The sequence below is a fragment of the Alcaligenes ammonioxydans genome, assembly GCF_019343455.1.
GTDB lineage: Bacteria > Pseudomonadota > Gammaproteobacteria > Burkholderiales > Burkholderiaceae_B > Alcaligenes > Alcaligenes ammonioxydans.
The window spans coordinates 2,511,287-2,533,792 of sequence record NZ_CP049362.1 but is presented as its reverse complement, the minus strand read 5'-3'; the positions used below and the strand labels follow the sequence as shown (position 1 = coordinate 2,533,792).

Sequence of the window (22,506 nt, the reverse complement as noted above, 5' to 3'; positions counted from 1 at the left end):
AAGAGGAGGTTACAGAAATGGCTTATTCGGCTTCGTCCATGACGGCGGTGGTGTAGACCTCTTGAACATCGTCCAGGCCTTCCAGTGCGTCCAGAAGTTTTTGCATTTTGGCGGCGTCCTCGCCGCTCAGTTCGGTTTCATTCAGCGCCTTCATGACCACGCCTTCGACCTCAGGCGTCAGGCCTGCGGCCTGAAAGGCAGCCTGCACAGCCGGGTAGTCCGAGGGAGCGCACAGCACTTCAATCAGGCCCTCTTCGTCCGTGACGATATCGTCGGCACCGGCCTCCAGGCCGATTTCCATGATGGTGTCCTCCGAGGTGCCCGGGGCGAACAGGAACTGGCCGCAGTGGCGGAATTGAAACACCACCGAGCCGTCCAGACCCAGATTGCCGCCATTTTTGGTAAAGGCGTGACGCACATCCGAGACGGTGCGCTGACGATTGTCGGTCATGCAGTCCACGATCACGGCAGCACCGTTAATGCCATAGCCCTCGTAGCGAATTTCTTCGTAGTTGGCATCATCCGCGCCGCCTGCGCCGCGCTGGATGGCACGCAGGATATTGTCTTTGGGCATATTGGCTGCGGTTGCCTTGTCCCAGGCCATGCGCAAACGTGGGTTGGACTCGGGGTCAGGGCCGCCGGTACGTGCGGCCACGGTGACCTCACGAATGATCTTGGTCCAAAGTTTGCCCCGTTTTGCGTCCTGACGACCCTTACGGTGCTGAATATTCGCCCATTTACTATGTCCGGCCATAAAGTATTACCAATTCAGTAGACTACGTTCAAAGAAAAACAGATCTATTTTAACCTGTCTGGGCGACAAGGCCCGAGCTTGGGTGAAAGTCGCTAGAATCTAGGCACTTGGCATTCTATCTGGAAGAGAACAAACAATCATGGCCGATCCGATTTTGCTTGCTCAAAACAGCCATACTCCCGTCTATCTGCTGCCTGCGCTGGCCAACCGTCACGGTTGCATTACGGGCGCCACCGGGACCGGCAAGACCGTCACCTTGCAAGTGTTGGCCGAAGCCTTCTCCCGGCTGGGAACGCCCGTTTTCCTGGCCGATGCCAAAGGCGACCTGAGCGGCATATCCCAGGCAGCACAAGCCAACCCCAAACTGCAGGAGCGCCTGCAGCGGCTGGGCCTGCCAGAGCCGGTCTGGGGGGCAAACCCGGTCACCTTCTGGGACATCTTTGGCGAGCAGGGCCATCCGGTTCGCGCCACGATCTCCGACATGGGGCCGTTACTGCTCTCCCGGATTCTGGAATTGAACGATACCCAGGAAGGCATTCTGAATATCGTGTTTCGTGTGGCCGACGACGAGGGGCAGCTGATTCTGGATTTGAAAGATTTGCGGGCTTTGCTGCTGGATGTGTCGGATCGTGCGGCCCAACTGCGCAGCCAGTACGGCAATATTGCCGCGGCCAGTGTCGGAGCCATCCAGCGCGCCTTGCTGCGTCTGGAAACCCAGGGGGCGGATCGTTTCTTTGGCGAACCTGCTCTGGATGTCATGGACTGGATTCGTACCGATGCCTCCGGGCGCGGCATGATCAATGTACTGGCTGCCGACAAGCTGATGCAGTCGCCGCGCTTGTACGCGGTGTTTCTGCTCTGGATGCTGGCTGATTTGTACGAGCGCCTGCCGGAGGTGGGGGATCTGGACAAGCCTCGTCTGGTGTTCTTTTTTGATGAAGCCCACTTATTGTTTACCGGCGCGCCAAAGGCCTTGCTGGAGAAAGTCGAGCAGGTGGTGCGCCTGATCCGCTCCAAAGGGGTAGGTATTTATTTCGTGACGCAAAACCCGCTGGATATTCCCGACACGGTATTGGGTCAACTGGGCAATCGGGTTCAACATGCTTTGCGCGCTTTTACCCCACGCGATCAGAAGGCGGTCAAAACAGCGGCGCAAACCATGCGTCCCAATCCCGGCCTGGACATTGAGGCGGCCATTACCGAGCTGGGTGTGGGCGAGGCGCTGGTATCCATGCTCGATGCCAAGGGTATTCCCACACCTACCGAGCGCGCCTGGCTGGTGGCGCCGGGCAGTCGGATTGGCCCGGCTACGGAGGCTGAGCGACAGATGGTGCGTCAGGCCTCCTTGCTCGGCTTGAAGTATGACCAGGCCATTGACCGGGAATCGGCGTACGAGGTGCTGGCGAAAAAGGCGGCGGATGCGGCTGCCAATGGGGCGGCTGGAGCAACACAAGCCGGTGGCCCAGCAGTCAAGGACGAAGGGCTGATGGGTGTGGTCAATGATTTTCTGTTTGGATCAACCGGGCCACGAGGTGGCAAAAAGGATGGTTTGGTGCAGAGCATGATCAAAACGGAAACCAAACGGGCCGCGACCAAAGTGCTGCGTGGGGTGTTGGGATCTTTGTTCGGGGGGAAGCGTTAATGCCAGTATCACAGCCTCATTTGATCATCGCTACGGCGCGGTCAACTGAAACCGCTCGGTGGGCGCAGGAGTTTCGCAACGCCTATCCCGATTGGAAGGTTGATGAGTTCGTCCCCGGACAGCCCAGCACGGGTGCGACTTACGCCGTGGTGTGGCAACCGGACCCGATCCTGTTTCAGCAGGAGCCCGACTTACGCGCTACGTTTAATCTGGGCGCGGGCGTGGACGCAGTGGCCGGTTCTATTCCGGCTGGCATGCCCTTATATCGCCTTGAAGATGCTGGCATGGCCGAGCAAATGGCGGAATATGCCTTGTACGGTGTTTTGCGTGCTGTGGGTCGTTTCACGCCTTATGAGGAGCAAGCGCGAAAGGGTACGTGGAAGGCGTATCGCCCGATTGATCGTCGCCAGTGGCCGGTCGCGGTGTTGGGATTGGGGGCGATTGGCAGCAAGATAGCCCAGGTGATCGCCAGTCTGGGTTATCCCGTACAGGGTTGGTCCCGTCGGCTGCGTGAAGCGGATTTCCCTTGCTATGCCGGTGATCAGGGGCTGAAAGACTGTGTCTCGGCCAGTCGTATTCTGGTCAATGCGTTGCCCTTGACTGCGCAAACCGAAGGTCTGATCAATCGCGAGCTTCTGTCGCATCTGCAGCCGGGCGGCTTTTTGATCAATGTGGCTCGTGGTGGGCATCTGGTGGATGCTGACGTGGTGGAAGCACTTCAAAGTGGCCATTTGTCTGGCGCCTTGCTCGATGCGTTTACCCAGGAGCCCTTGCCGGCTGATCATCCCTACTGGGGTATTGCCTCTGTGATGGTTACGCCGCATATCTCGGGCATCACCGTGCGTGACCTGGCCTTGGAGCAGATCGGCTCGCGTATCGTGCTGTTGCAGCAAGGCAAGCCTGCTTCAGGGCAAGTCGATCACACGCTGGGGTATTAAGCATTTTCAGTTTCGGTCAGCCTGCCAGCACCGGGGACGCGGGCAGGCCGCTTGCTGTTTCCTGAGCGGGGCAGCATCTTGTCAGAATAAGGCCGTTGCGGCCATGTAAAACCACAAGGAAAGAGGAATGAGTAACGTTCATCGTATTGCCGTGATCGCGGGAGATGGGATCGGCAAGGAAGTCATGCCAGAAGGGCTGCGTATTTTGGAGGTGGTCGCTCGTCGTCACGCCATCAATTTTGATTGGAAGGTGCTGGACTGGAGCTCGGACTATTACCAGAAGCATGGTGTCATGATGCCCTCGGACTGGAAAGCCCAACTAATGGATACCGAGGCCATTTTCTTTGGCGCAATGGGGTGGCCCGATCTGGTGCCGGATCATGTTTCCCTGTGGGAGTCCCTGTTCAAGTTCCGTCGTGAATTTGACCAGTACATCAACTTGCGCCCGGTGCGCTTGATGCCCGGCGTGCGTTCGCCGCTGGCAGGTCGTGAGCCTGGCGATATTGATTTCTTTATCGTGCGCGAGAATACCGAAGGCGAGTACTCCAATAGCGGCGGCATCATGTTTGAAGGCACGCAGCGCGAGGTGGTGATTCAGGAAAGTGTGTTTACCCGTACCGGTACAGACCGTGTCTTGAAGTTCGCTTTTGAACTGGCAAAAAAACGCGGTAAACACGTTACTGCGGCGACCAAATCCAACGGTATTTCGATCTCCATGCCGTGGTGGGATTCGCGCGTGGCCGCCATGGGCGAGCACTACCCTGACGTGAAGTGGGACAAGTATCACATCGATATTCTGTGTGCGCACTTTGTGCAGCACCCGGACTGGTTTGATGTGGTGGTGGCTTCCAACCTGTTTGGCGACATCTTGTCCGATCTGGGCCCGGCATGTACCGGCACCATTGGCATTGCGCCGTCGGCCAACCTGAATCCCGAGCGCGTGTTCCCATCCTTGTTTGAGCCCGTACACGGCTCGGCACCGGATATCTACGGCAAAGGCATTGCCAACCCGGTCGGTCAGATCTGGAGTGGTGCCTTGATGCTGGATTTCCTGGGCTACCCCCAGGCAGCCGCCGAAGTGGTGCAAGCCATCGAGCAGGTTCTGGCCAATGGCCCACGTACGCCGGATCTGGGTGGGCAGGCCAGCACCGCAGAAGTCGGTGCCGCCATTGCCCAGGTTCTGGAGGCGATGGCCTAGACTATTAGCGGGACTTGGGTGGGCGCAAGCCTGCCCAAGTGATGGCGCCAATCATGATGGCACCGCCCAGCAGCGCACGGCTGCTGGGGTATTGAGCAAAAAGCAGTGCCGCAAAGGCGATGGCATAGACAGGCTCCAGGGCGATCACAATCCCGGCGCTGCGGGCATTCAGCACGGTGAGCGCAGAGACCAGCAGGTAGTGCGACAAAGCCGTACAAAACACCCCCAGCAGCGCAATCCATACCCAGTCCATCCAAGTACTGTCGCCCAGCAGTGGCAGGGCGAAGGGCCAGCACATCAGGGCGACAAACAGGTTTTCCCACCAGGCCACTTGTTGTGCCGACAGGTGCTTGGCCGCACGGCGGTTAATCAAGGTGAACATGGCAAAGGTAAAGCCCGAGGCAACCGCCCAGGCCAGGCCAATAGTGGATTGGTCCTGGAAGTCGAAAGATGGGGTAACCAATAACAAGCCCAAGGTGACTAGGGCCAGAATGACCCATTCCGATACGGTAACGCGCTCGCGCAGCACGGCCCATTCACACAAGGTAATGAAGGCCGGGAAGCTGGCAAAGCCCAGGGTGGCAATGGCCACACCGCCCACTTTGACGGCCACAAAAAAAGTGGCCCAGTGAATGGCCAGCATGATGGAGGCCAGGAGCAAGGTACGAAAGTCCGCTGCTTTCATGCCCTGACCCAAACCGCGCCCTTGCGAGCGGATGCTGATAAACAAGGCCAGAACCGCAAAGCTGGCTCGGCCTGCGGTAATCAGCATGGCGCCGACCTGGATCAGTTCACCAAAAATACCGGTCAGTCCGAACAGAACGGCCGCCACATGTATGGCAGCCAGGGCACGTCCATGCGTCATGGATAGCGATCCCAGAAAAAAAGAAGTCAATTTAGGCTATTCTGGTGTTTTATGTCAGCCAGTGATAGGGCGAGCGGGGCAGGCAATCGGTGCAAGGCATTATTCTAAGACATTGCCAAGGGCCCCTCATCAAAGGAGTAAAACAATGACCCAGATGGTCAAGGCGATACGGATTGAACGTAATGGCGGCCCTGAAGTATTGCAGTGGGCTTCGGTAGCCTTGCCTGCCCCGCAGGAAAAGGAAGTCACCATACGCCAAAAGGCGGTGGGTTTGAACTTTATCGATATTTATTTCCGTAATGGTCTCTATAGCAGCCCGTTGCCACATGGCTTGGGTTTTGAGGCCTCCGGCATTGTTGAGGCGGTCGGGGAGGGGGTGAGGCACCTGAAAGTGGGCGATCGTGTTGCTTACGGTCAAAGCCCCTTGGGAGCGTATGCCGAGGCACGTAACGTGCCTGCCGATCGAGTCGTGCGTATTCCTGATGGAATCACGTTTGAGCAGGCTGCAGCCATGATGCTGAAAGGTCTGACCTGCTGGTATTTGCTGCGCCAGACCTATCGCGTGCACGAAGGCCAGACGATTCTGTTTCATGCGGCGGCCGGTGGCGTCGGTTTGTACGCCTGCCAGTGGGCGCGTGCCTTGGGCGTGAAGTTGATTGGTACGGTTTCCAGTCCCGAGAAAGCCGCTTTGGCGAAAGAAAATGGCGCTTGGGAAGTGATTGATTATTCCCACGAAGACGTGGTGCAGCGCGTGCTGGAATTGACCAATGGCCAGAAAGTACCTGTTGTGTATGACGGCGTGGGCAAGGATACCTGGGAGCGCTCGCTGGACTGCTTGCAGCCACGCGGCTTGATGGTCAGTTTTGGCAATGCCTCCGGCCCGGTGACAGGCGTGAATCTGGCGACGCTGGCATCCAAGGGCTCCCTGTATGTGACTCGCCCTGTGCTGGGTGCTTATGTGCCGACACAGGAAACCATGCAGGCTGCTGCCGATGAGATGTTCGAGCTGGTACTGCAAGGCAAGATCAAGCCATTGATTGGTCAGCGCTTCCCGCTGGATCAGGTGGCTCAGGCTCATGAAGCCCTGGCGGGACGCCGCACGACCGGTTCCACGGTCTTGACCCTGGATTGACGCGGGCCAGGATTGTAATGCGTGGTCGCGTTAAGACAAGCCGTCCGGGTTTTCAGGTGCACAGCCTCGTTTTGTATCGGCTTTATTCTGCTTGCCGCGAGGGCACAAGGCAGCTTGACCGCCCTGTCTTGCTGTAAACCCGACAGCCTTGTCGTATAAGAAGCGCTAAAAAAAAATGGCCTCCGCTAAGGAGGCCATTGTCATCTGGCAGCGAGGTGGCTGCCGATACTCATCGGTCTGGAATCAGCCTTGCTCGTGATACTGACGCACGCGCTCGACTTCGTTGCGTGAACCCAGAATCACACCAATACGCTGGTGCAGTTCGGTAGGCTGTACGTCCAGAATGCGCTGGGTGCCGTCAATCGACATGCCACCGGCCTGCTCGACCAGGAAGCTCATGGGATTGGCTTCGTACATCAAACGCAGCTTGCCTTTGCGACCGGAGGCGCGCGCATCGCGTGGGTACATGAAGATGCCACCGCGGGTCAGGATACGATGGACGTCTGCCACCATGGAGGCAATCCAGCGCATATTGTAGTTCTTGCCCAGCGGGCCTTCGGGACCCGCCAGGCAGTCGTCGATATAGCGTTTTACCGGGGCTTCCCAGTGACGCATATTGGACATGTTGATGGCAAATTCCGAGGTGTCCTCAGGGATGGTGATGCGCTCGGTGGTCAGCACCCAGGAGCCCATTTCCTTGTCCAGCGTGAAGGCGGCCACGCCATCACCTACCGTCAGCACCAGCATGGTTTGTGGGCCGTAAATAGCATAACCGGCGGCCACCTGACGCACGCCGGGTTGCAGGAAGTCCTGCTCTTCGATCACGCGGTCACGTGCTTCGGGCGGTACGCTCAGCACCGAGAAAATGGTGCCAATGGAGACGTTCACGTCGATGTTGGACGAGCCATCCAGCGGATCGAACAAGAGCAGGTTTTCGCCCTTGGGGTAGTAGTCGGGAATGCGGTGCAGGGTGTCCATTTCCTCGGAGGCCATGGCCGCCAGGTTGCCGCCCCATTCATTGGCTTCCAGCAGGATTTCATTGGACAGTACATCCAGTTTCTTCTGCACTTCGCCCTGGACGTTCTCGGAGTCCAGAGAGCCCAGAACGCCGCCCAGCGCTCCTTTGCTGACGGCATGACCGATGGCCTTGCAGGCGCGAGCGACGGTCTCGAGCAGCAGGCGCACATCGGCGGTGACCGTTTTTTTCTGGCGTTGTTGCTCTACCAGATACTGAGTAAGGTTTTTCTTCAAGACAGACTCCGAGGTCAAAGAGTTAATGCTTTATTTACGATTTCAGCCACATTGCCCGACAGGCCGGGCTCAGCCTGAATGCGCTCCAGCGCTGCTTTGAGCGGGTCGCGGGCTTGGGGTTCAAAGCGGGCCCAGTTATCAAAGACCCGAGCCAGACGGGCAGAGATTTCCGGGTTGAGCTTATCCAGAGCAATCACTTGTTCAGCCCAGAAGGCATAGCCTTCCGGGGTATGTATGGCCTGCATATTATTCATGCAGAACTGAAAAATCAGCGAGCGTGCGCGGTTGGGATTGCGCATCGAGAAAGCTGGATGCAACATCAGAGCCCGTACCTGGGCGACCTGAGTGCTTGGGGCGGTAGCTTGCAGGCTGAACCAGCGATCCAACACCAGAGGATTGTCCTGCCAGCGCTGGAAAAAGTCGTCCAGGCCGTCCTGGCGATCTTCTGGGTCGCCATAGTTCACCAGGGCGCTGAGCGCGCCCAGACGATCAGTCATGTTGGTCGCCTGATCGTACTGGTTGCGCGCCAGTTGCGGGCCAGTGCTCACTCCCGCGACCAGTAAATAATTCAAGGCAAGATTGCGCAAGGAGCGCTGACCGGCTTGCAGCGCGTCGGGGCTGTAGGGAGCTTGCTCCAGGCTCAGGAACTGATAGAGCTCTTGCCAGTAGGGCGTCAGGGCCAGTCCCAGTTCGCGTTGTAGTTGACGGCGGGCCTGAACGATTGCGCGCGGGGTCATGGGCTGGGTCTGTTCCAGCAGTTCGCGCTCGCTGGGCAGGGACAGAATGCGGGCCTTGTAGGCCGGGCTCAGCGCAGGATCTTGCACCAGAGCGTGCCAGGTCTGCACCACGGTGGCCTGTTGTGCCGCCGAAGGAGTGCGTCCGGATGCTGAGGACAGAATCAGGCGGGTTGCCAGCAACTGAGCTGCTTCCCAGCGGGCAAAGGGGTCGGTGTCGTGACGGGCCAGCAAGGCCAGTTCGGCGTCCGGACGGTAATAGTCCACCTTGACTGGAGCCGAGAAGTTGCGCAGCAAGGACAGGACCGGTGCTTCAGGGATGTGCGTAAAGGTCCAGCTTTGCTCGGCCTCGGTAAAGTCCAGGACCAGCGTTTCGCCCTTTTGCCCATCCAGGTGCAGGCTGAGCGGCTGGCCGTGCTGATCGAGCATTCCCAGGGCAAAAGGGATGTGCAAGGGCGGTTTGACCGCGGCCTTGTCCTCGATCCCGGCGGGGGCATTGCTTTGGCGCAGAGTCAGGGTGGCAGTCTGTTTGGCTGCGTCATGAGTCAGGCTGACCTGCACGCGGGGTGTGCCTGCCTGCTGATACCAGCGGCGGAACTGATCCAGGCTTTGGCCTGGCTTGACCTGACGATAGACGCTGTCCATGCAGTCCACGAACTCATCGCAGGTGACGGCCTGCCCATCATGGCGTTTGAAGTACTCCCGAATGCCCGCCTGGAAATTGTCCTCGCCCAGCAGCGTGTGCTGCATACGAATGACTTCAGCGCCTTTCTCGTAAATCGTGGCCGTGTAGAAGTTGCTGATTTCCTGATAGCTCTCGGGTCGGATGGGGTGGGCCATCGGGCCGGCATCCTCGGGGAACTGAGCAGCACGCAGCACACTGACATCATCAATCCGTTTGACAGCGCGGGCGCTGGCCGCTTGGGCGCCGTCCAGGCCTTGAGCCAGCATGTCGGCGGAAAATTCCTGGTCACGGAAAACCGTCAGGCCTTCTTTCAAGGAGAGCTGGAACCAGTCGCGGCAGGTAACGCGGTTGCCGGTCCAGTTGTGAAAATACTCGTGACCAATGACGGCCTCCACGGCGTGGAAGGATGCATCAGTTGTACTTTCGGCATCGGCCAGCACATAGGCGGAATTAAAGATGTTCAGGCCTTTGTTTTCCATGGCGCCCATATTGAAGTCGCGGGCGGCCACGATCATGAAACGGTCCAGATCCAGCGCCAGGCCAAAGCGTTGCTCATCCCATCGTACTGAGTGCTCCAGGCATTGCATGGCCCACTCTGTTTTATCGCCGTCTCCACGATCGCAATAAACCTGCAACAGGGCAGGCTGGCCATTGGCTTTTTTGATTTCGCGCTCGCGTACATCAAAGTCGCCGGCGACCAGGGCAAATAAATAAGAGGGCTTGGGAAAGGGGTCTTCCCATACTGCCTGCTTACGGCCATCGTCCAAGGTGGTGCTTTCAAGCAAATTGCCATTGGAGAGCAAATAGGGGTAGAGCGTGGCATCGCCGCGCAGTACCACTTCATAACGGGACATCACATCAGGGCGATCGGGAAAGAAGGTGATGCGTCGAAAGCCCTGGGCTTCACATTGGGTAAACAGGCTGTTGCCCGATACATACAGGCCCATCAGCATGGTGTTTTCTTGCGGGCGACAACGGCTGACCAGGACCAGATCAAACTCTGCTGCTGGGGGCGACAGGGTCAGGCCCTGATCATTGAGCAGGTAATCCTGAGGGGACACCAAGTTGCCGTCAAGACTGACTTCCAGCAGTTCAATGTCCTCGCCATCCAGTACCAGAGGTTGAATCTGGCCGTCCCGGCTGCGGGCTCGAAAAGCCAGCCGAACCAGGGTTTGCTCGGCCGCCAAGTCAAACTCCAGCCGAACCTGATCTATCTGATAGGGGTAGGGCTGGTAATCGTGGCGGGAGATCGTGGGTAAGGTGTCTGTGCGCATGTAATCCTGGTCCGACAATCGAAAAAGATGGTCTATTGTAATGTTGTTTGAACGCCCACACTGGAGGGGGGAAACAGGCAGTAAACTAAATGCTCGTCGGCGCCCTGGCGCTGTGCTCAAATGGCTTGAACGTGTAAGTGAAAACAAGCAGGGGTGAAATGATGAGCTTACTTCCTGAAGTATTTTCCTGGCGCGCCCTGCGTCTGCTGAGTCTGGCGTTTGCCGCCTTGACCACGGCGTGCGCTGCGCCTAGTTGGTCTGCCAAATTGACACGCTATCAACAGTGGCCCGCGAACGCCAGTGGAGAGACCTATTACATTCAGCCTATACCAGGCGATAGCAATAATCTGGAGTACCAGTCTTTTGCCGATTCGGTACGCGCCTCGATTGGCGTGACCGGGCTGGTGGAGGCCCCGAACCTGAAGTCAGCGCGCTTTGTGGTGAAAATGGATTATGGCAATCCTCAGGAACAAAGCTGGGTGCCGCAATTTGCCGATAGTTTTTATGGCCCGACCGGGTGGGGAATGGGACGTGGCTATTATGCGCCAAATGATGGTTGGGCAGGCGGGTTCTTTTATTCGCCGAATGTCGTGAACGTTCCGGTTACCGTGTATAAGAATTATCTAAATGTAATTATTACAGATAATCGAAACTCGGGCACAGAAGTGTATCGTGCTACGGCCGTGTCTTATAGCCATTCCGACAACCTGGCCCAGCAGATGCCATTTTTGTCCCAGGCCATATTTGATCGCTTCCCTGGTAATAATGGACAGGTGATTGATATCCGCTATCCACTGCCTCGGGATTGAGTCGTCAGCAGTCTGGGATTAAGTCAAAAATTTATAACAATAAAAAAGGGACCGTTTGGAAAACGGTCCCTTTTTTTTGTTTGGTTCCAGAGCTTATTTGATAAGGAACTCTTCACGGCTGCGGCCATTGGCTTCTGCGTCAATGATCCAGCGTGGGGGGCGACCACGGCCCGTCCAGGTGTCCTGGGTGCCGGGGTGACGGTATTTGGGAGGCAGGCTGGTTTTGGGGCCGGTGGACGCACCAGCACCACGACGAGCAGAGTTTTCCAGAGCTTCAGCGACTTCCTCAATCGTGATCTCGTTATCTTGCATGGATTTGACGATGGATGCGATGACAGGACGACGCTGTTTGACTCGAAGGGATTTCATCTGCTTTTGAAGACGCAGAATCTCTTTTTCTATCTTCTGCTTTGCGGAGCTGTAAGTTTCGACTGACATATAGGATTCCTGTTTCATGTTTGTAGTTATCTGATAAACCCTGCCTGCACGAGCTCATGTTTATCATGCGAAAACAGTGTACTTTGATTTCCTTGAAAATATAAGTGGTTTGAAAAAAATAAACGTTAATTCAAAAAAACTGTTTAGTCTCTGTAATTGTTTATAGTCATTAGTCAATTCTATGGGGCGTGATTATTTAAACTAATCAGGGGTTATCATGATTTTGAATGGGTTTATACAAAAACCATATAGCTGAATTTTTAATTAAGAAAAATATAAAATAATTTTAATTAGGTATCAGAAAATGTCGTAATTGGAGTTTTTTGTCGCGATTAGGGGAGCTGCCTGATTCAGCGTCGGAAAGCCCGAAAATAGCCGGTTCAGTACGTGGGCATCGCATACGGTGGCACATTCTGTTTTAATGCTCAGATGGACGGAAACCGAATGGATGTCAGTGCGTCTGTCGGTACCCATTTTCGTCCCTTGCAGCCGTGGGCTTGCCAGGGATCTGTCAGTAGGAATAAACGATGAAGCTAGTTGATCCGGCAATCAATGCCCTGGAATGCGCCCGTGGTCTGTTGCTCGAGCCTTGGGGCTTGCATGAAAGCCACCTGTCCGGTGCGCTGGGTGAAATCTTCACCCATCAGGCTGACTATGCCGATTTATATTTTCAGTACACCCGCAGCGAGGGCTGGAGCCTGGACGAGGGCATTGTGAAAAGCGGCAGTTTCTCGATTGAGCAGGGCGTGGGTGTGCGCGCGCTGAGCGGCGAGAAAACCGCGTTTGCCTATTCGGACTCCTTAAGTCCTGAGGCCTTGCTGTCTTCGGCGCGCGTGGTGCGTTCCATTGCCCGTCAGGGGGGCTCGGGAAAAAGCGGGATTTTGGTGCCGGCCGATTCGCAGCGTGCGACGCTTTATACCGGAACGGACCCCATTGCCAGCTTGCCTGCGCCAGAAAAAGTGGCTTTGTTGGGGCGTCTGGACGCCTTGGCTCGGGCAGCCGATTCGCGTGTGGTGCAAGTTATGGCCAGCCTGGGGGCGGAATATGATGTGGTGCTGGTTGCGGGCAGCGATGGTCGTCTGGCCGCCGATGTCCGTCCCCTGGTGCATTTGTCCCTGTCGGTGATTGTCGAACAAAATGGCCGTCGTGAGCGTGGTTCGGCAGCGGGTGGCGGCCGGGTGGATCTGTCGTACTTTTCCGACGACATGCTGCGTGCCTATGTGGACAAGGCCGTGCGCTCGGCCATGACCAATCTGGAGGCCAAGCCTGCGCCTGCCGGTCAGATGACGGTGGTTCTAGGCCCAGGCTGGCCTGGTGTCATGCTGCACGAAGCCGTGGGCCACGGTCTGGAAGGCGACTTCAACCGTCGCGGCAGCAGCCTGTTCTCGGGCCGTATTGGCCAGCGTGTGGCGTCCAAAGGGGTAACCGTCATTGACGACGGCACCCTGGAAAACCGTCGTGGCTCCTTGAATATGGATGATGAAGGCAATCCCACGCAACGTACGGTTCTGATCGAGGACGGTATTTTGAAAGGGTATTTGCAAGATACCCATAATGCGCGCTTGATGGGTGCGGCCATTACCGGCAATGGCCGCCGTGAATCCTATGCCAGCTTGCCTTTGCCGCGCATGACCAACACGTTTATGTTGGGTGGCGATAAAGATCCTCAGGAGATCATCGCTTCGGTCAAGAAAGGCTTATATGCTGTTGACTTTGGTGGTGGGCAGGTTGATATTACGAGCGGTAAGTTTGTTTTTTCCGCTTCGGAGGCCTGGGTCATTGAAAACGGCAAATTGATGTATCCCGTCAAAGGCGCCACCTTGATCGGCAGTGGCCCGGATGCCATGAATCAAATCAGCATGATCGGCAATGATATGCAGCTCGATCCTGGGGTAGGGACCTGCGGTAAAGAAGGTCAAAGTGTCCCTGTTGGGGTAGGGATTCCTACCGTGCGAATGGAAAATCTGACCGTGGGTGGTACGGCCTGATTTAATTTGCCAGCTAATTAAATGGTTATTCGCACCGCTCCTGCTTGAATTAAGCAGGAGCGGTTTTTTTGTTTTTATATTGCGCCGCAGCAAATCGCTTTTACTTTGTTATTGTTGCCCCGGGGGCCCCGCTGCGTCGGCGGAGATGCGTCGCGACTTTTCAGCAGGCTGCGCGTTCTTGAGCACTTTGGGCTGGCGAACCCGGATGGCCAGCCAGCATAGCAAGGCGCCCGAGCACACCATGGCTGAGCCTTGCCAGAAGCTTGTCGCCAATGGCGTGCGCAGTAGCAGGCTGGACAAGGCTGCCGAAAATACCGGGATAAAGTAGGAGGCACCGGCGAGCAGGGTGATATTGCCGTGCAAAATGCCGACATTCCAGGCTGCATAGCCAAAACCCATCGCGCTGGCAGCCAACAGCAAATACACCAGAGCCGGTGTCGACACTGTCAGGCTAGGAGCTCCCTGAAACAGATGGTTCATCCACAAGGTGGCCGCGGTCAGCATGAAAAATAAGGTGATGCCATTTTTACCCTGCGCGATGCGTGCGGTCATGGTGCTGTAGCCAGCCCAGATCAGGGCCCCGCTCAGTGCCAGGCCATAGCTCAAGGGGTTGTCCTGCACGTTGAGCCAGACGCTGTTCGGATTCAAGCCTTGCTCACCACCGAGAATCCAGCTGATGCCCAACATGGACAAAAACAGGCCCGGGACGATCAGCCAATTGGCTTTCTGTTGCTTGAATAAAATGGCCGCCACGATGGTGAAGGTCGGCCAGAGATAATTGACCATGCCCACCTCAATGGCTTGCCGGCTGTTATGCGCATAAGCAATCGATAGGGCCAGGCAGAGCTCATAGCAGACAAAGAGGATGCTGCCCCAGAACAGATAAAGGCGCGGAAATTCGCGCAGCCTCACCCATCCAGCTGATAAAAGCAAAAAGACGGAGGCCAAGGTATAAATCAGGGCCGCGCCGCCGGTAGGGCCCAGATAGTCGCTGACGCTGCGGATCAGGCCGACAATCGTGCTCCATAAGATGATGGCCATCAGCCCGATCAGGGTGGCTTTATCAGATTGTTTCATGCGGGTTTCAATGTCTGCCGAGCGTGCCCTGGGCGGCAGGCGGCTTTACTTGCTGGGGACACTTATGGGTTAATGGGCCGGCTTTGTATCCGGATCTGGCTGTCTGTAAGCAGAGCTTGAGCGCCAGGGATGGGTGCTGACAGCGATCCAGGCCGTGTGGGCGGACCGTTTGTAGCAGTGTACTGCAGGCGCGGTGCGCGCTCGTACCCCTTGTGAGGACGGGAGGACAAGGATAACAGGCCATTTTGTCTGCCCCCCTGGAGAGGGCGACAAGTTGGAATACTTACATTTTCTTGAGTTTTGAGTCGAACCTTCTGTTTACGCTCCGTATGATTTTGAGTGTAAATCGGTTTGACTTGAATCTTTTCTGCGCATATCATTTCAACACGAATTAATAGTGCTGAATTATTTTGTTTGGCTAATTAAATGACTACGGATCAACATTACGATTTACGAATTTTGCGGGCTTTGCGCCAGATCACGCGCTCGATTGCCCTGCATTCCCGGCAGCTGTCGGCGTACAGCAATATCACCGCGCCCCAGTTGATCTGCCTGCGCACCATTATTGAGAAGGGGCCCTTGACGGCGACGGCCATCAGTCGCGAAATGCACGTCAGCCCCAGCACCGTAGTGGGGATTCTGGATCGTCTGGAAGACAAGAAGCTGGTGTTGCGTGAGCGTGGTCGGGAAGACCGCCGCATTGTATTTGTCAGTGCCACACCGGAAGGCAAGACCTTGGCCCGTGATACACCATCCCCGTTGCAAAAGAAGTTGTCGGACGCCCTCAAAGAGCTGCCTGAGCTGGAGCAAGCCACCATGACGCTGTCCTTGGAGCGCATTGTTCGCCTGCTTGATGCGGATCCGGATGTCGTGCTGGAGGCCGATGAGACGGCTTCCCCTATTCTAGAGGTCCCGGAAGGGGATGTGCCCCCCGAATCCGGGTTGGTGGTGTGACGGCCCGACCGGATACGGGCAGCGCGACAGGCAGCGTGGGTGCTGCCGGGCCTGCCCCCGCTGTTCCGGCGCTGGTATTGCGTGCGCCCGTGCTGCGTGACGCGGCGGCCATCCATCAGCTGATTGCCGCCTGCCCACCGTTGGATCTGAATTCTGAATATCTCTATTTGCTGCTCAGCGAGCATTTTTCCCGGACCTGCGTTGTTGCGCAGCGGGGGGAACAAATAGACGGTTTCATCTCTGCCTACTTTCTCCCCGACCGTCCCGATGTGCTCTTTGTCTGGCAAGTGGCGGTGCATGAGCGCGCCCGTGGGCAGCGTCTGGGACAGGCCATGCTGGAACACTTAAGACAAGGTCTGAGTGACCGTGACTGGCGCTTTCTGGAAACGACAGTCAGCCCCGGCAACCTGGCCTCGCGTGGCTTGTTTGCAGCGATGGCGCGCCGTTGGGGAGCACCCCTGCAGGAACACGCATTTTTTGATACTGCTTTGTTTGCCGCGCAGGCACACGAGGCAGAACCTCTATTACGAATCGGCCCCTTGGACTCAGGATAAGGGGACTTTACGCAAAAGAACGGTAGAGCCGGTCTGGTTCGCTGATTATTGTTTGTCGGCTCAAGACACGCCGTTCTATAACCAGGAGAGGAAATATGACTGACTTAAAAATATTCGACCGGATGGAGTCTGAAGTAAGGGGCTACGTCCGGTCCTTTCCGGTCATTTTCAACAAAGCCCGAGGCTCGGTTTTGGAGGACGAGTCAGGCAGGCAATACATCGATTTTTTCAGTGGAGCCGGTACGCTCAATTACGGGCATAACAATCCCCACTTGAAAGAAAAGCTGATTGAGTACCTGAACACCGACGGCTTGGTACATGGTTTGGATATGGCCACCAGCGCCAAGAAGTATTTTCTGGAAGCGGTGGACAAGATACTGCTCAAACCGCGCGGGTGGAATTATCGCCTGCAGTTTACGGGCCCGACGGGCACCAATGCCGTGGAGGCGGCGTTAAAACTGGCGCGACAGGTCAAGGGGCGCCAGAATGTGATTTCCTTTACGCACGGTTTCCACGGCGTCAGCACGGGTTCCCTGGCAGTGACGGCAAATTCCAAGTTCCGCAGTGCGGCAGGTGTGGCCCTGGGCAATACCTCGTTTATGCCGTATGACGGTTACCTGGGGCCGGACGTCAATACGATGGCCTATCTGGAGCGCTTGCTGGAAGACCCCAGCAGCGGCCTGGACCATCCTGCCGCGGTCATCGTGGAAACCGTGCAAGGTGAAGGAGGCGTGAACGTGGCCACACAGCGCTGGTTGCGCGAGTTGCAACGCCTGTGCCGCGAACATGACATGTTGCTGATTGTCGATGACATTCAGGTCGGTTGTGGTCGTACTGGTCGTTTCTTCAGCTTTGAACAGGCCGGCATCAGTCCTGACATCATTACACTGTCCAAATCGTTGTCCGGTTTTGGCTTGCCCATGTCCTTGGTCCTGTTGCGCCCTGAGCTGGATGTGTGGAAGCCCAGCGCCCATAACGGCACCTTCCGTGGCAATAACCTGGCATTTGTGACGGCCGCCCAGGCTCTGGAAAGTTACTGGGCCAATGAGGACTTCGAGACGGAAATCCAGGCCAAGGAGCGACAGGTGCGCGACTGGCTGGAAAATCTGGTGCACAGCTACCCGGATCGGGGCTTGAGTGTGCGGGGACGCGGACTGATTCAAGGTCTGGTCACGCCGCCCGGTGCGGGTCTGGCTAATGAAATTGCGGCCCAGGCCTTCAAGCAGGGTTTGGTCATTGAGACCTCGGGGGCCCACGACGAGGTGTTGAAGCTGCTGCCGGCGCTCACGATCAGCAACGAGGAGCTCAGCCAAGGTCTGGACATCATTGAGCGCAGTGTCGCCCAGTGCCTGTCCAAACGCGGCAGTCAGGCCAAGATTCTGAAGATTGGAGGAGCACGCTGATGCTGGTCAAAAACGTCAAAGATGTGATTGGAACCCGTGACGAGGTGCGCACGGACACCTGGGTCAGTCGCCGTGTCTTGCTCAAGAAAGACGGCATGGGCTTTTCTTTTCACGAAACCGTTATTTTTCCGGGCACTGAGACGCACATCCACTACCAGAATCATTTGGAGGCGGTGTGGTGCATTGAAGGCGACGGTGAAATTGAAACGGTAGCCGACGGCAAGAAGTACGAGTTGGGGCCAGGCGTGGTCTACGCCCTGGATCAGCACGATGAGCACTATCTGCGCGGTGGCAAGGAGCCATTGCGGGTGATATGCGTGTTCAATCCGCCCTTGACCGGTCAGGAAGTTCACGATGAGAAAGGGGTCTATCCCGCTATTGTGGAAGACTGACATCTTAAGGAGAGCATGATGACAGTGACCATGAGCGATCTGTACACATCCCGTACAGAACGAACGGCGGCCATCGTCAGCCGTCAGGAGCCGGTGGTGTATCCGGACCCGGTAGGTAGCCAGCCCTTGAATCGGGCCCAACTGCGCGAATATGAGGACAATGGCTTTTTGCTGTTGCCTGACTTGTTCAATGCGCAGGAAGTGCAGGCGCTGCTGAGTAATGTCCAGGCCATGAGTGCAGACCCCGCCATTTTGTCGCGTGAAGAAGCCGTGGTTGAAAAGGGCAGCCAGGCGGTGCGTTCGATCTTTCGGGTGCATGAGCTGAGCGACCTGATTGCCCGCCTGGTGCGGGACCCGCGGGTGCTGGATGTGGCCCGCCAGATTCTGGGCTCGGAAGTCTATGTGCATCAGTCCCGTGCCAACCTGAAGCCGGGCTTTACCGGCAAGGAGTTCTATTGGCATTCGGACTTCGAGACCTGGCATATTGAAGACGGGATGCCCCAAATGCGCGCCTTGAGTTGTTCGGTGCTGCTTACGGACAATAATGTGTGCAATGGGCCACTGATGCTGGTGCCGGGTTCACACCGTCAGTTCATTTCCTGCACTGGGCAGACGCCGGACAATCACTACAAGGAGTCCTTGCGCAAGCAGGAGTATGGCGTGCCTGACCCGATCAGCTTGCGTTTGCTGGTCGATCAGGGCGGAATCGAAGCCATTACGGCCAAAGCCGGTTCCGTGATCTTTTTTGACTGCAATACCTTGCATGGTTCAGCCAGCAATATTTCGCCTTGGCCACGAGCCAATGTGTTCACGGTCTACAATAGCGTGGAAAATTGTGTGGGTGAGCCCAAGCAGGGTCTGACCCCTCGGCCTGCACATGTAGCCACACGTGGACATTTCCCCGTCCTTAAGCCATTGGATGGGCCGCTGTTGGAGTCTTGAACAAGCGGAGGGTCTGTAGTTTTTGAGACCTTGGCTCGATAAAACGCTCCCTGGATTTATTTCCGGGGGGCGTTTTTTTGTATGGGCAGGTTTTCAGTGGCAGACTCAGGTTCTGACGCTCAGAAAAGCGCAGGTCAGACACTCGAGAGGGCGCCACGATACGGCAGGCAGGCCTGACGGGTGCGGGGCCGCCAGGCCCTTGGTTACCACGGCATTGGGATGGACGAGTGCCTCAGCCTTGAGTGCCAGCGGGTGCATGGTGTAAACGGCTTGAAGCCTCACCTTGCCGCCAGCGTCGCTAAAGAGGAGCATCTCAGTGGCAGAAGTGGCCCACCACTGGGGATTGACTACGCCGCTTGAATGAAATTGCTCAAAAAGGCCTGGGTCCGTGCTTCCTGCGGGTGACAGAACACTTGCTCTGGCGGACCGGATTCCACGATCACGCCTTTGTCAAAGAAACAGACGCGGTCTGACACCTCCTTGGCAAATTGCATTTCGTGGGTCACCAGCAAGATGGTCAGATCCTGTTCCTGGCTCAGCTTCTGAATCACGCCCAGCACTTCGCCGACCAGTTCCGGGTCCAGTGCCGAGGTGGGCTCATCGAACAGCAAAATGTTCGGCTCCATGGCCAGAGCGCGGGCAATGCCCACACGTTGTTGCTGACCGCCCGAGAGCTGACTGGGGAATTTGTCCGCATGGTCGATCAGACCCACCAGATCCAGGTATTTGGTGGCTCGTTCGCGCGCTTGCTCTTTGGACAGGCCCAGTACATGCATGGGGGCTTCGGTCACGTTGCGCATTACGGTCATGTGAGGGAACAGATTGAACTGCTGAAATACCATTCCCATTTCCTTGCGCATTTCGCGCAAATGCTTTTGGCTGGCGGGGACCAACTGGTCGTTGACACGTTCATGCCACAGGGGTTTGCCCGCGACTGTAATGACGCCGTCGTCTATGGTTTCCAGCGTCATCAGGATACGTAGCACCGTTGATTTGCCCGATCCTGAGGGGCCGATAATAGTGACTTTTTCACCCCGCCTGACTTGAAAGTTCAATGCATCCAGTACGGTGACGTCACCGAATTTTTTGGTGACATGCTCAAATTCAATGATGGGCTTGGAGAGTGTGTCGATCATCGCAGAGGGATTCCTTGCTTGGGCAAACGTTGGTCCAGTGCTCGTATCCCCGCTGAAGCCAGCAGGGTCAGCAGCAGGTACAGGCCGCCCACCATGGACAGGGGAATGATGTAGTTAAAGGTACGGTCACCAATAATCTTGGCCACATTCAGCACTTCCAGCACCGATACAACAGAAAGCACGGGCACGTCTTTCATGATGGATACCAAGTAGTTGCCCATGGCTGGAATGATGCGGGGGATGGCCTGGGGCAGGGTGATGACCATAAAGGTGCGCAATGGGGAAATATCCAGCGCACGGGCAGCTTCAGTCTGCCCGTGGGTGACGGATTCCAGACCGGCCCGATAAACTTCCGACAGATATGCGCTGTACTGCACACCCAGTGCCAGCGCGCCGGTCAGGAAGGCGGGCAGCACGATGCCGTAGTCCGGCAGTACGTAGTACAGGAAAAACAATTGCACCAGCAATGGCGTGTCGCGCAGGAACTCGGTCAACACATAGGCGGGCCAGGAGATCAGGCGCAGACGCACGCTTTTCAGGCCTGCCAGAATCAGTCCTAACACGGCGGCAACACCAAAACCCAGCACGGCGGCCTGGATGGTCACCCATAAACCTTTGAGCAGGATAGGCAGGATAGACAGCGCAAATGCTCCATTGCTGCTGGTGTCCCATTCAATACCAAACAGCATGTTCAGCTCCTTTGCGCGCGCCAGCGGCCGGTTGCGCGCTCCAGCAATTTCATCAGGACGGTCAGTACCAATGCCATGCCAAAGTACATCAGCAAAAGCAGGGTGTAGATGGTGGTGCTGTCTTGGGTGAAGTTGCGTATTTGTTCAGCTCTAAAGCTCAAGTCCCCCAAGCTGATCAGGGAGACCAGGGCTGTATCCTTCAGGTTCTGCACGGCCAGATTTCCGAAACTGGGCATCATCTCTGGAATGGCCTGGGGCAGGCTGATGCGCCACAGGGTTTGGCGTTCTGTAAAGTCCAGGGCCTTGGCGGCTTCCAGTTGAGAATGCGGTACGGCCTGGATAGCGCCGCGCACCACTTCGGCCCCATAAGCGCCAATGTTCAGGCCCAATGCCAGGGTTCCAGCCACGACCGGGTCCAGCCGCCAGTCCAGACCGAGCGACTCGCCCAGAATCGGCAAGGCAAAGTACAGCCAGAATAGCTGTACCAACAAAGAGGTGCCGCGAAACACCTCGATAACGGTGATGGACAAGGAGCGCAGGACCACAGATCGCGATAGCCTGCCTATACCCAGCGCGAAGGCGGCGATGGCCCCCACGACCGTTGAGTACAGGGTGAGCTGTATGGTGACCCAGGCCCCTTCCATCAGGGCCGAGCTGTAACTTAACCAATCCATATCAGATTCCGGACAAGGGCAGGCGGGGCACTCCCGGTGCGAAATGGGCCCTTGCGAGGGGCTACGCAGGTTCGTGCGGCCGCCTTACCCGCAGGTGAAGGATCAGGCTTTACACAGCTGTTCCGAGGATTTTTCAAACGAGTGCTTGGCGTCTTCCTCGGTAAAGCCGTGCTTGTCGAGGATCGCTTTCCATTCCTCGGTTTTCTTGAATTCGGCCAGCTCCTTGTTCACTGCGTCGCGCAGATCTTCGGATTCCTTGGCAAAAGCAAAACCGCCCCAGCTGCGAACCGGAATGCCGTTGATGACGGGGTCCTTGAATTCGGCGGCCAGTTCCACCTTGCCGCTCCCTTTGGATGCCAGGTCACTGACGGTCTGGCCGGTGGCAGCATAGGCGTCGGCACGACCCGTGGCGACGGTAGAGATGGCATCCGCGTTGTTGGAAATCGTGATCATGCGATCATCGGGTACGCCCAGGGCCTGCATCATTTCCAATTGATCGGCACCGGCCATGATGGCGATCTTGTGATCGGTCTTGGCAAAGTCCTCGTAGGCGTGAATGTTTTTGGGATTGCCCTTGGCCACGAGCAGGCCTTCACCATACGAGCTGTTGGGCTCGGAGAACAGCACGGTATTGCAGCGTTGCGGCAGGATGGCCATTTCAGCGGCCACCATATCAAAGCGCTTGGCTTGCAGGCCGGGAATCAGGGAGCCGAAGTTGGCGGTTTCCCATTTGATTTCCTTGATGCCCAGACGCTCCAGGATGGCTTGCGCCACTTCAGGGCCTGCGCCCTGAGCCTTGCCGGACATGTCCATGTAACCGTAAGGAATTTCATTTGCAACGGCGACGCGAATCACGCCGCGCTCTTTGACTTGTTCCAGCGTGACCGCGTGGGCGCTGGAGGCGGCAGCGACGGTGCCCAGCAGGGCCAAGGCCAGCGCGCAGAGGGGCTTGGAGTGTAGTTTCATCATGAGTCCTT

General features: G+C 56.8%; 21 protein-coding genes. 11 read left to right on the top strand and 10 right to left on the bottom strand.

The window, feature by feature from the left end:
- Positions 1-22: 22 nt before the first annotated feature.
- Positions 23-754, bottom strand: coding sequence for a YebC/PmpR family DNA-binding transcriptional regulator (locus FE795_RS11645; RefSeq protein WP_003802844.1), 732 nt, complete (start codon positions 752-754; stop codon positions 23-25).
- 139 nt (positions 755-893) lie between these two features.
- Between FE795_RS11645 and FE795_RS11640 the strand changes: the two genes are divergently transcribed.
- The 3 genes from FE795_RS11640 (at position 894) to FE795_RS11630 (ending at position 4,532) form a co-directional block, all read left to right on the top strand.
- Positions 894-2,396 carry a helicase HerA-like domain-containing protein gene (locus tag FE795_RS11640; protein ID WP_131070716.1) on the top strand — a complete coding sequence of 501 codons (1,503 nt, stop codon included), beginning with the start codon at positions 894-896 and terminating at the stop codon, positions 2,394-2,396.
- Positions 2,396-3,334, top strand: coding sequence for a 2-hydroxyacid dehydrogenase (locus FE795_RS11635; protein ID WP_131070715.1), 939 nt, complete (start codon positions 2,396-2,398; stop codon positions 3,332-3,334). The genes FE795_RS11640 and FE795_RS11635 overlap by 1 nt, the downstream gene beginning before the upstream one ends.
- 127 nt (positions 3,335-3,461) lie before the next feature.
- Complete coding sequence (locus FE795_RS11630) at positions 3,462-4,532, top strand: tartrate dehydrogenase (RefSeq protein ID WP_059317973.1); 1,071 nt, start codon at positions 3,462-3,464, stop codon at positions 4,530-4,532.
- A gap of 4 nt (positions 4,533-4,536) precedes the next feature.
- Here FE795_RS11630 and FE795_RS11625 read toward each other — a convergent pair whose 3' ends face one another.
- Entirely contained in the window at positions 4,537-5,397 is an 861-nt protein-coding gene (locus FE795_RS11625; RefSeq protein ID WP_131070714.1) for a DMT family transporter, read from the bottom strand.
- 145 nt (positions 5,398-5,542) lie between these two features.
- Here FE795_RS11625 and FE795_RS11620 point away from each other — a divergent pair, with 145 nt between their 5' ends.
- Positions 5,543-6,529, top strand: coding sequence for a quinone oxidoreductase family protein (locus tag FE795_RS11620; RefSeq protein WP_165477518.1), 987 nt, complete (start codon positions 5,543-5,545; stop codon positions 6,527-6,529).
- Between the two features lie 243 nt (positions 6,530-6,772).
- On the opposite strand, the gene FE795_RS11615 is transcribed toward FE795_RS11620, so the two are convergent.
- Positions 6,773-7,798, bottom strand: a complete 1,026-nt coding sequence (locus tag FE795_RS11615) for a class 1 fructose-bisphosphatase (RefSeq protein WP_003802856.1) — start codon at positions 7,796-7,798, stop codon at positions 6,773-6,775.
- Complete coding sequence (pepN, locus tag FE795_RS11610; RefSeq protein WP_003802858.1) at positions 7,795-10,473, bottom strand: aminopeptidase N; 2,679 nt, start codon at positions 10,471-10,473, stop codon at positions 7,795-7,797. Before pepN ends, FE795_RS11615 begins: the two co-directional genes overlap by 4 nt.
- A gap of 158 nt (positions 10,474-10,631) precedes the next feature.
- On the opposite strand from pepN, the gene FE795_RS11605 reads away from it, so the two are divergent.
- Positions 10,632-11,282 carry a DUF4136 domain-containing protein gene (locus FE795_RS11605; protein ID WP_219234939.1) on the top strand — a complete coding sequence of 217 codons (651 nt, stop codon included), beginning with the start codon at positions 10,632-10,634 and terminating at the stop codon, positions 11,280-11,282.
- Positions 11,283-11,375: 93 nt separating this feature from the next.
- Here FE795_RS11605 and FE795_RS11600 read toward each other — a convergent pair whose 3' ends face one another.
- On the bottom strand, positions 11,376-11,720 hold the full coding sequence (locus FE795_RS11600) for an H-NS histone family protein (RefSeq protein WP_003802861.1): 345 nt from the start codon (positions 11,718-11,720) through the stop codon (positions 11,376-11,378).
- Between the two features lie 527 nt (positions 11,721-12,247).
- On the opposite strand from FE795_RS11600, the gene tldD reads away from it, so the two are divergent.
- Positions 12,248-13,708, top strand: coding sequence for a metalloprotease TldD (tldD, locus tag FE795_RS11595; RefSeq protein ID WP_131070713.1), 1,461 nt, complete (start codon positions 12,248-12,250; stop codon positions 13,706-13,708).
- Positions 13,709-13,816: 108 nt separating this feature from the next.
- Here the strand turns inward: tldD and yddG are convergent, their stop codons facing one another.
- A complete protein-coding gene (gene yddG / locus FE795_RS11590) occupies positions 13,817-14,785 on the bottom strand; it encodes an aromatic amino acid DMT transporter YddG (protein ID WP_003802865.1) in 969 nt (322 codons plus the stop codon).
- 426 nt (positions 14,786-15,211) lie between these two features.
- Between yddG and FE795_RS11585 the strand changes: the two genes are divergently transcribed.
- The 5 genes from FE795_RS11585 (at position 15,212) to thpD (ending at position 19,030) form a co-directional block, all read left to right on the top strand.
- Complete coding sequence (locus FE795_RS11585) at positions 15,212-15,739, top strand: MarR family winged helix-turn-helix transcriptional regulator (protein ID WP_003802867.1); 528 nt, start codon at positions 15,212-15,214, stop codon at positions 15,737-15,739.
- On the top strand, positions 15,736-16,293 hold the full coding sequence (gene ectA / locus FE795_RS11580; protein WP_003802869.1) for a diaminobutyrate acetyltransferase: 558 nt from the start codon (positions 15,736-15,738) through the stop codon (positions 16,291-16,293). The genes FE795_RS11585 and ectA overlap by 4 nt, the downstream gene beginning before the upstream one ends.
- Positions 16,294-16,388: 95 nt before the next feature.
- Positions 16,389-17,696: a diaminobutyrate--2-oxoglutarate transaminase gene (gene ectB, locus FE795_RS11575; protein ID WP_003802871.1), complete on the top strand. Its 1,308-nt coding sequence runs from the start codon at positions 16,389-16,391 to the stop codon at positions 17,694-17,696.
- Positions 17,696-18,088: an ectoine synthase gene (locus tag FE795_RS11570; RefSeq protein WP_059317968.1), complete on the top strand. Its 393-nt coding sequence runs from the start codon at positions 17,696-17,698 to the stop codon at positions 18,086-18,088. Before ectB ends, FE795_RS11570 begins: the two co-directional genes overlap by 1 nt.
- Positions 18,089-18,106: 18 nt before the next feature.
- Positions 18,107-19,030: an ectoine hydroxylase gene (gene thpD, locus FE795_RS11565; protein ID WP_003802877.1), complete on the top strand. Its 924-nt coding sequence runs from the start codon at positions 18,107-18,109 to the stop codon at positions 19,028-19,030.
- Between the two features lie 347 nt (positions 19,031-19,377).
- Here thpD and ehuA read toward each other — a convergent pair whose 3' ends face one another.
- The 4 genes from ehuA to ehuB form a co-directional block, all read right to left on the bottom strand.
- The gene (ehuA, locus tag FE795_RS11560) at positions 19,378-20,166 is read right to left on the bottom strand and encodes an ectoine/hydroxyectoine ABC transporter ATP-binding protein EhuA (protein WP_003802881.1); all 789 of its coding nucleotides are present in this window, start codon (positions 20,164-20,166) and stop codon (positions 19,378-19,380) included.
- Positions 20,163-20,855 (bottom strand): ectoine/hydroxyectoine ABC transporter permease subunit EhuD, encoded by a 693-nt coding sequence (ehuD, locus tag FE795_RS11555; protein ID WP_003802883.1) that lies wholly within the window; start codon positions 20,853-20,855, stop codon positions 20,163-20,165. Before ehuD ends, ehuA begins: the two co-directional genes overlap by 4 nt.
- 2 nt (positions 20,856-20,857) lie before the next feature.
- On the bottom strand, positions 20,858-21,529 hold the full coding sequence (gene ehuC, locus FE795_RS11550; RefSeq protein ID WP_003802885.1) for an ectoine/hydroxyectoine ABC transporter permease subunit EhuC: 672 nt from the start codon (positions 21,527-21,529) through the stop codon (positions 20,858-20,860).
- A 102-nt stretch (positions 21,530-21,631) separates the two neighbouring features.
- Positions 21,632-22,498, bottom strand: a complete 867-nt coding sequence (gene ehuB, locus FE795_RS11545) for an ectoine/hydroxyectoine ABC transporter substrate-binding protein EhuB (RefSeq protein ID WP_219234937.1) — start codon at positions 22,496-22,498, stop codon at positions 21,632-21,634.
- Positions 22,499-22,506: the final 8 nt, after the last annotated feature.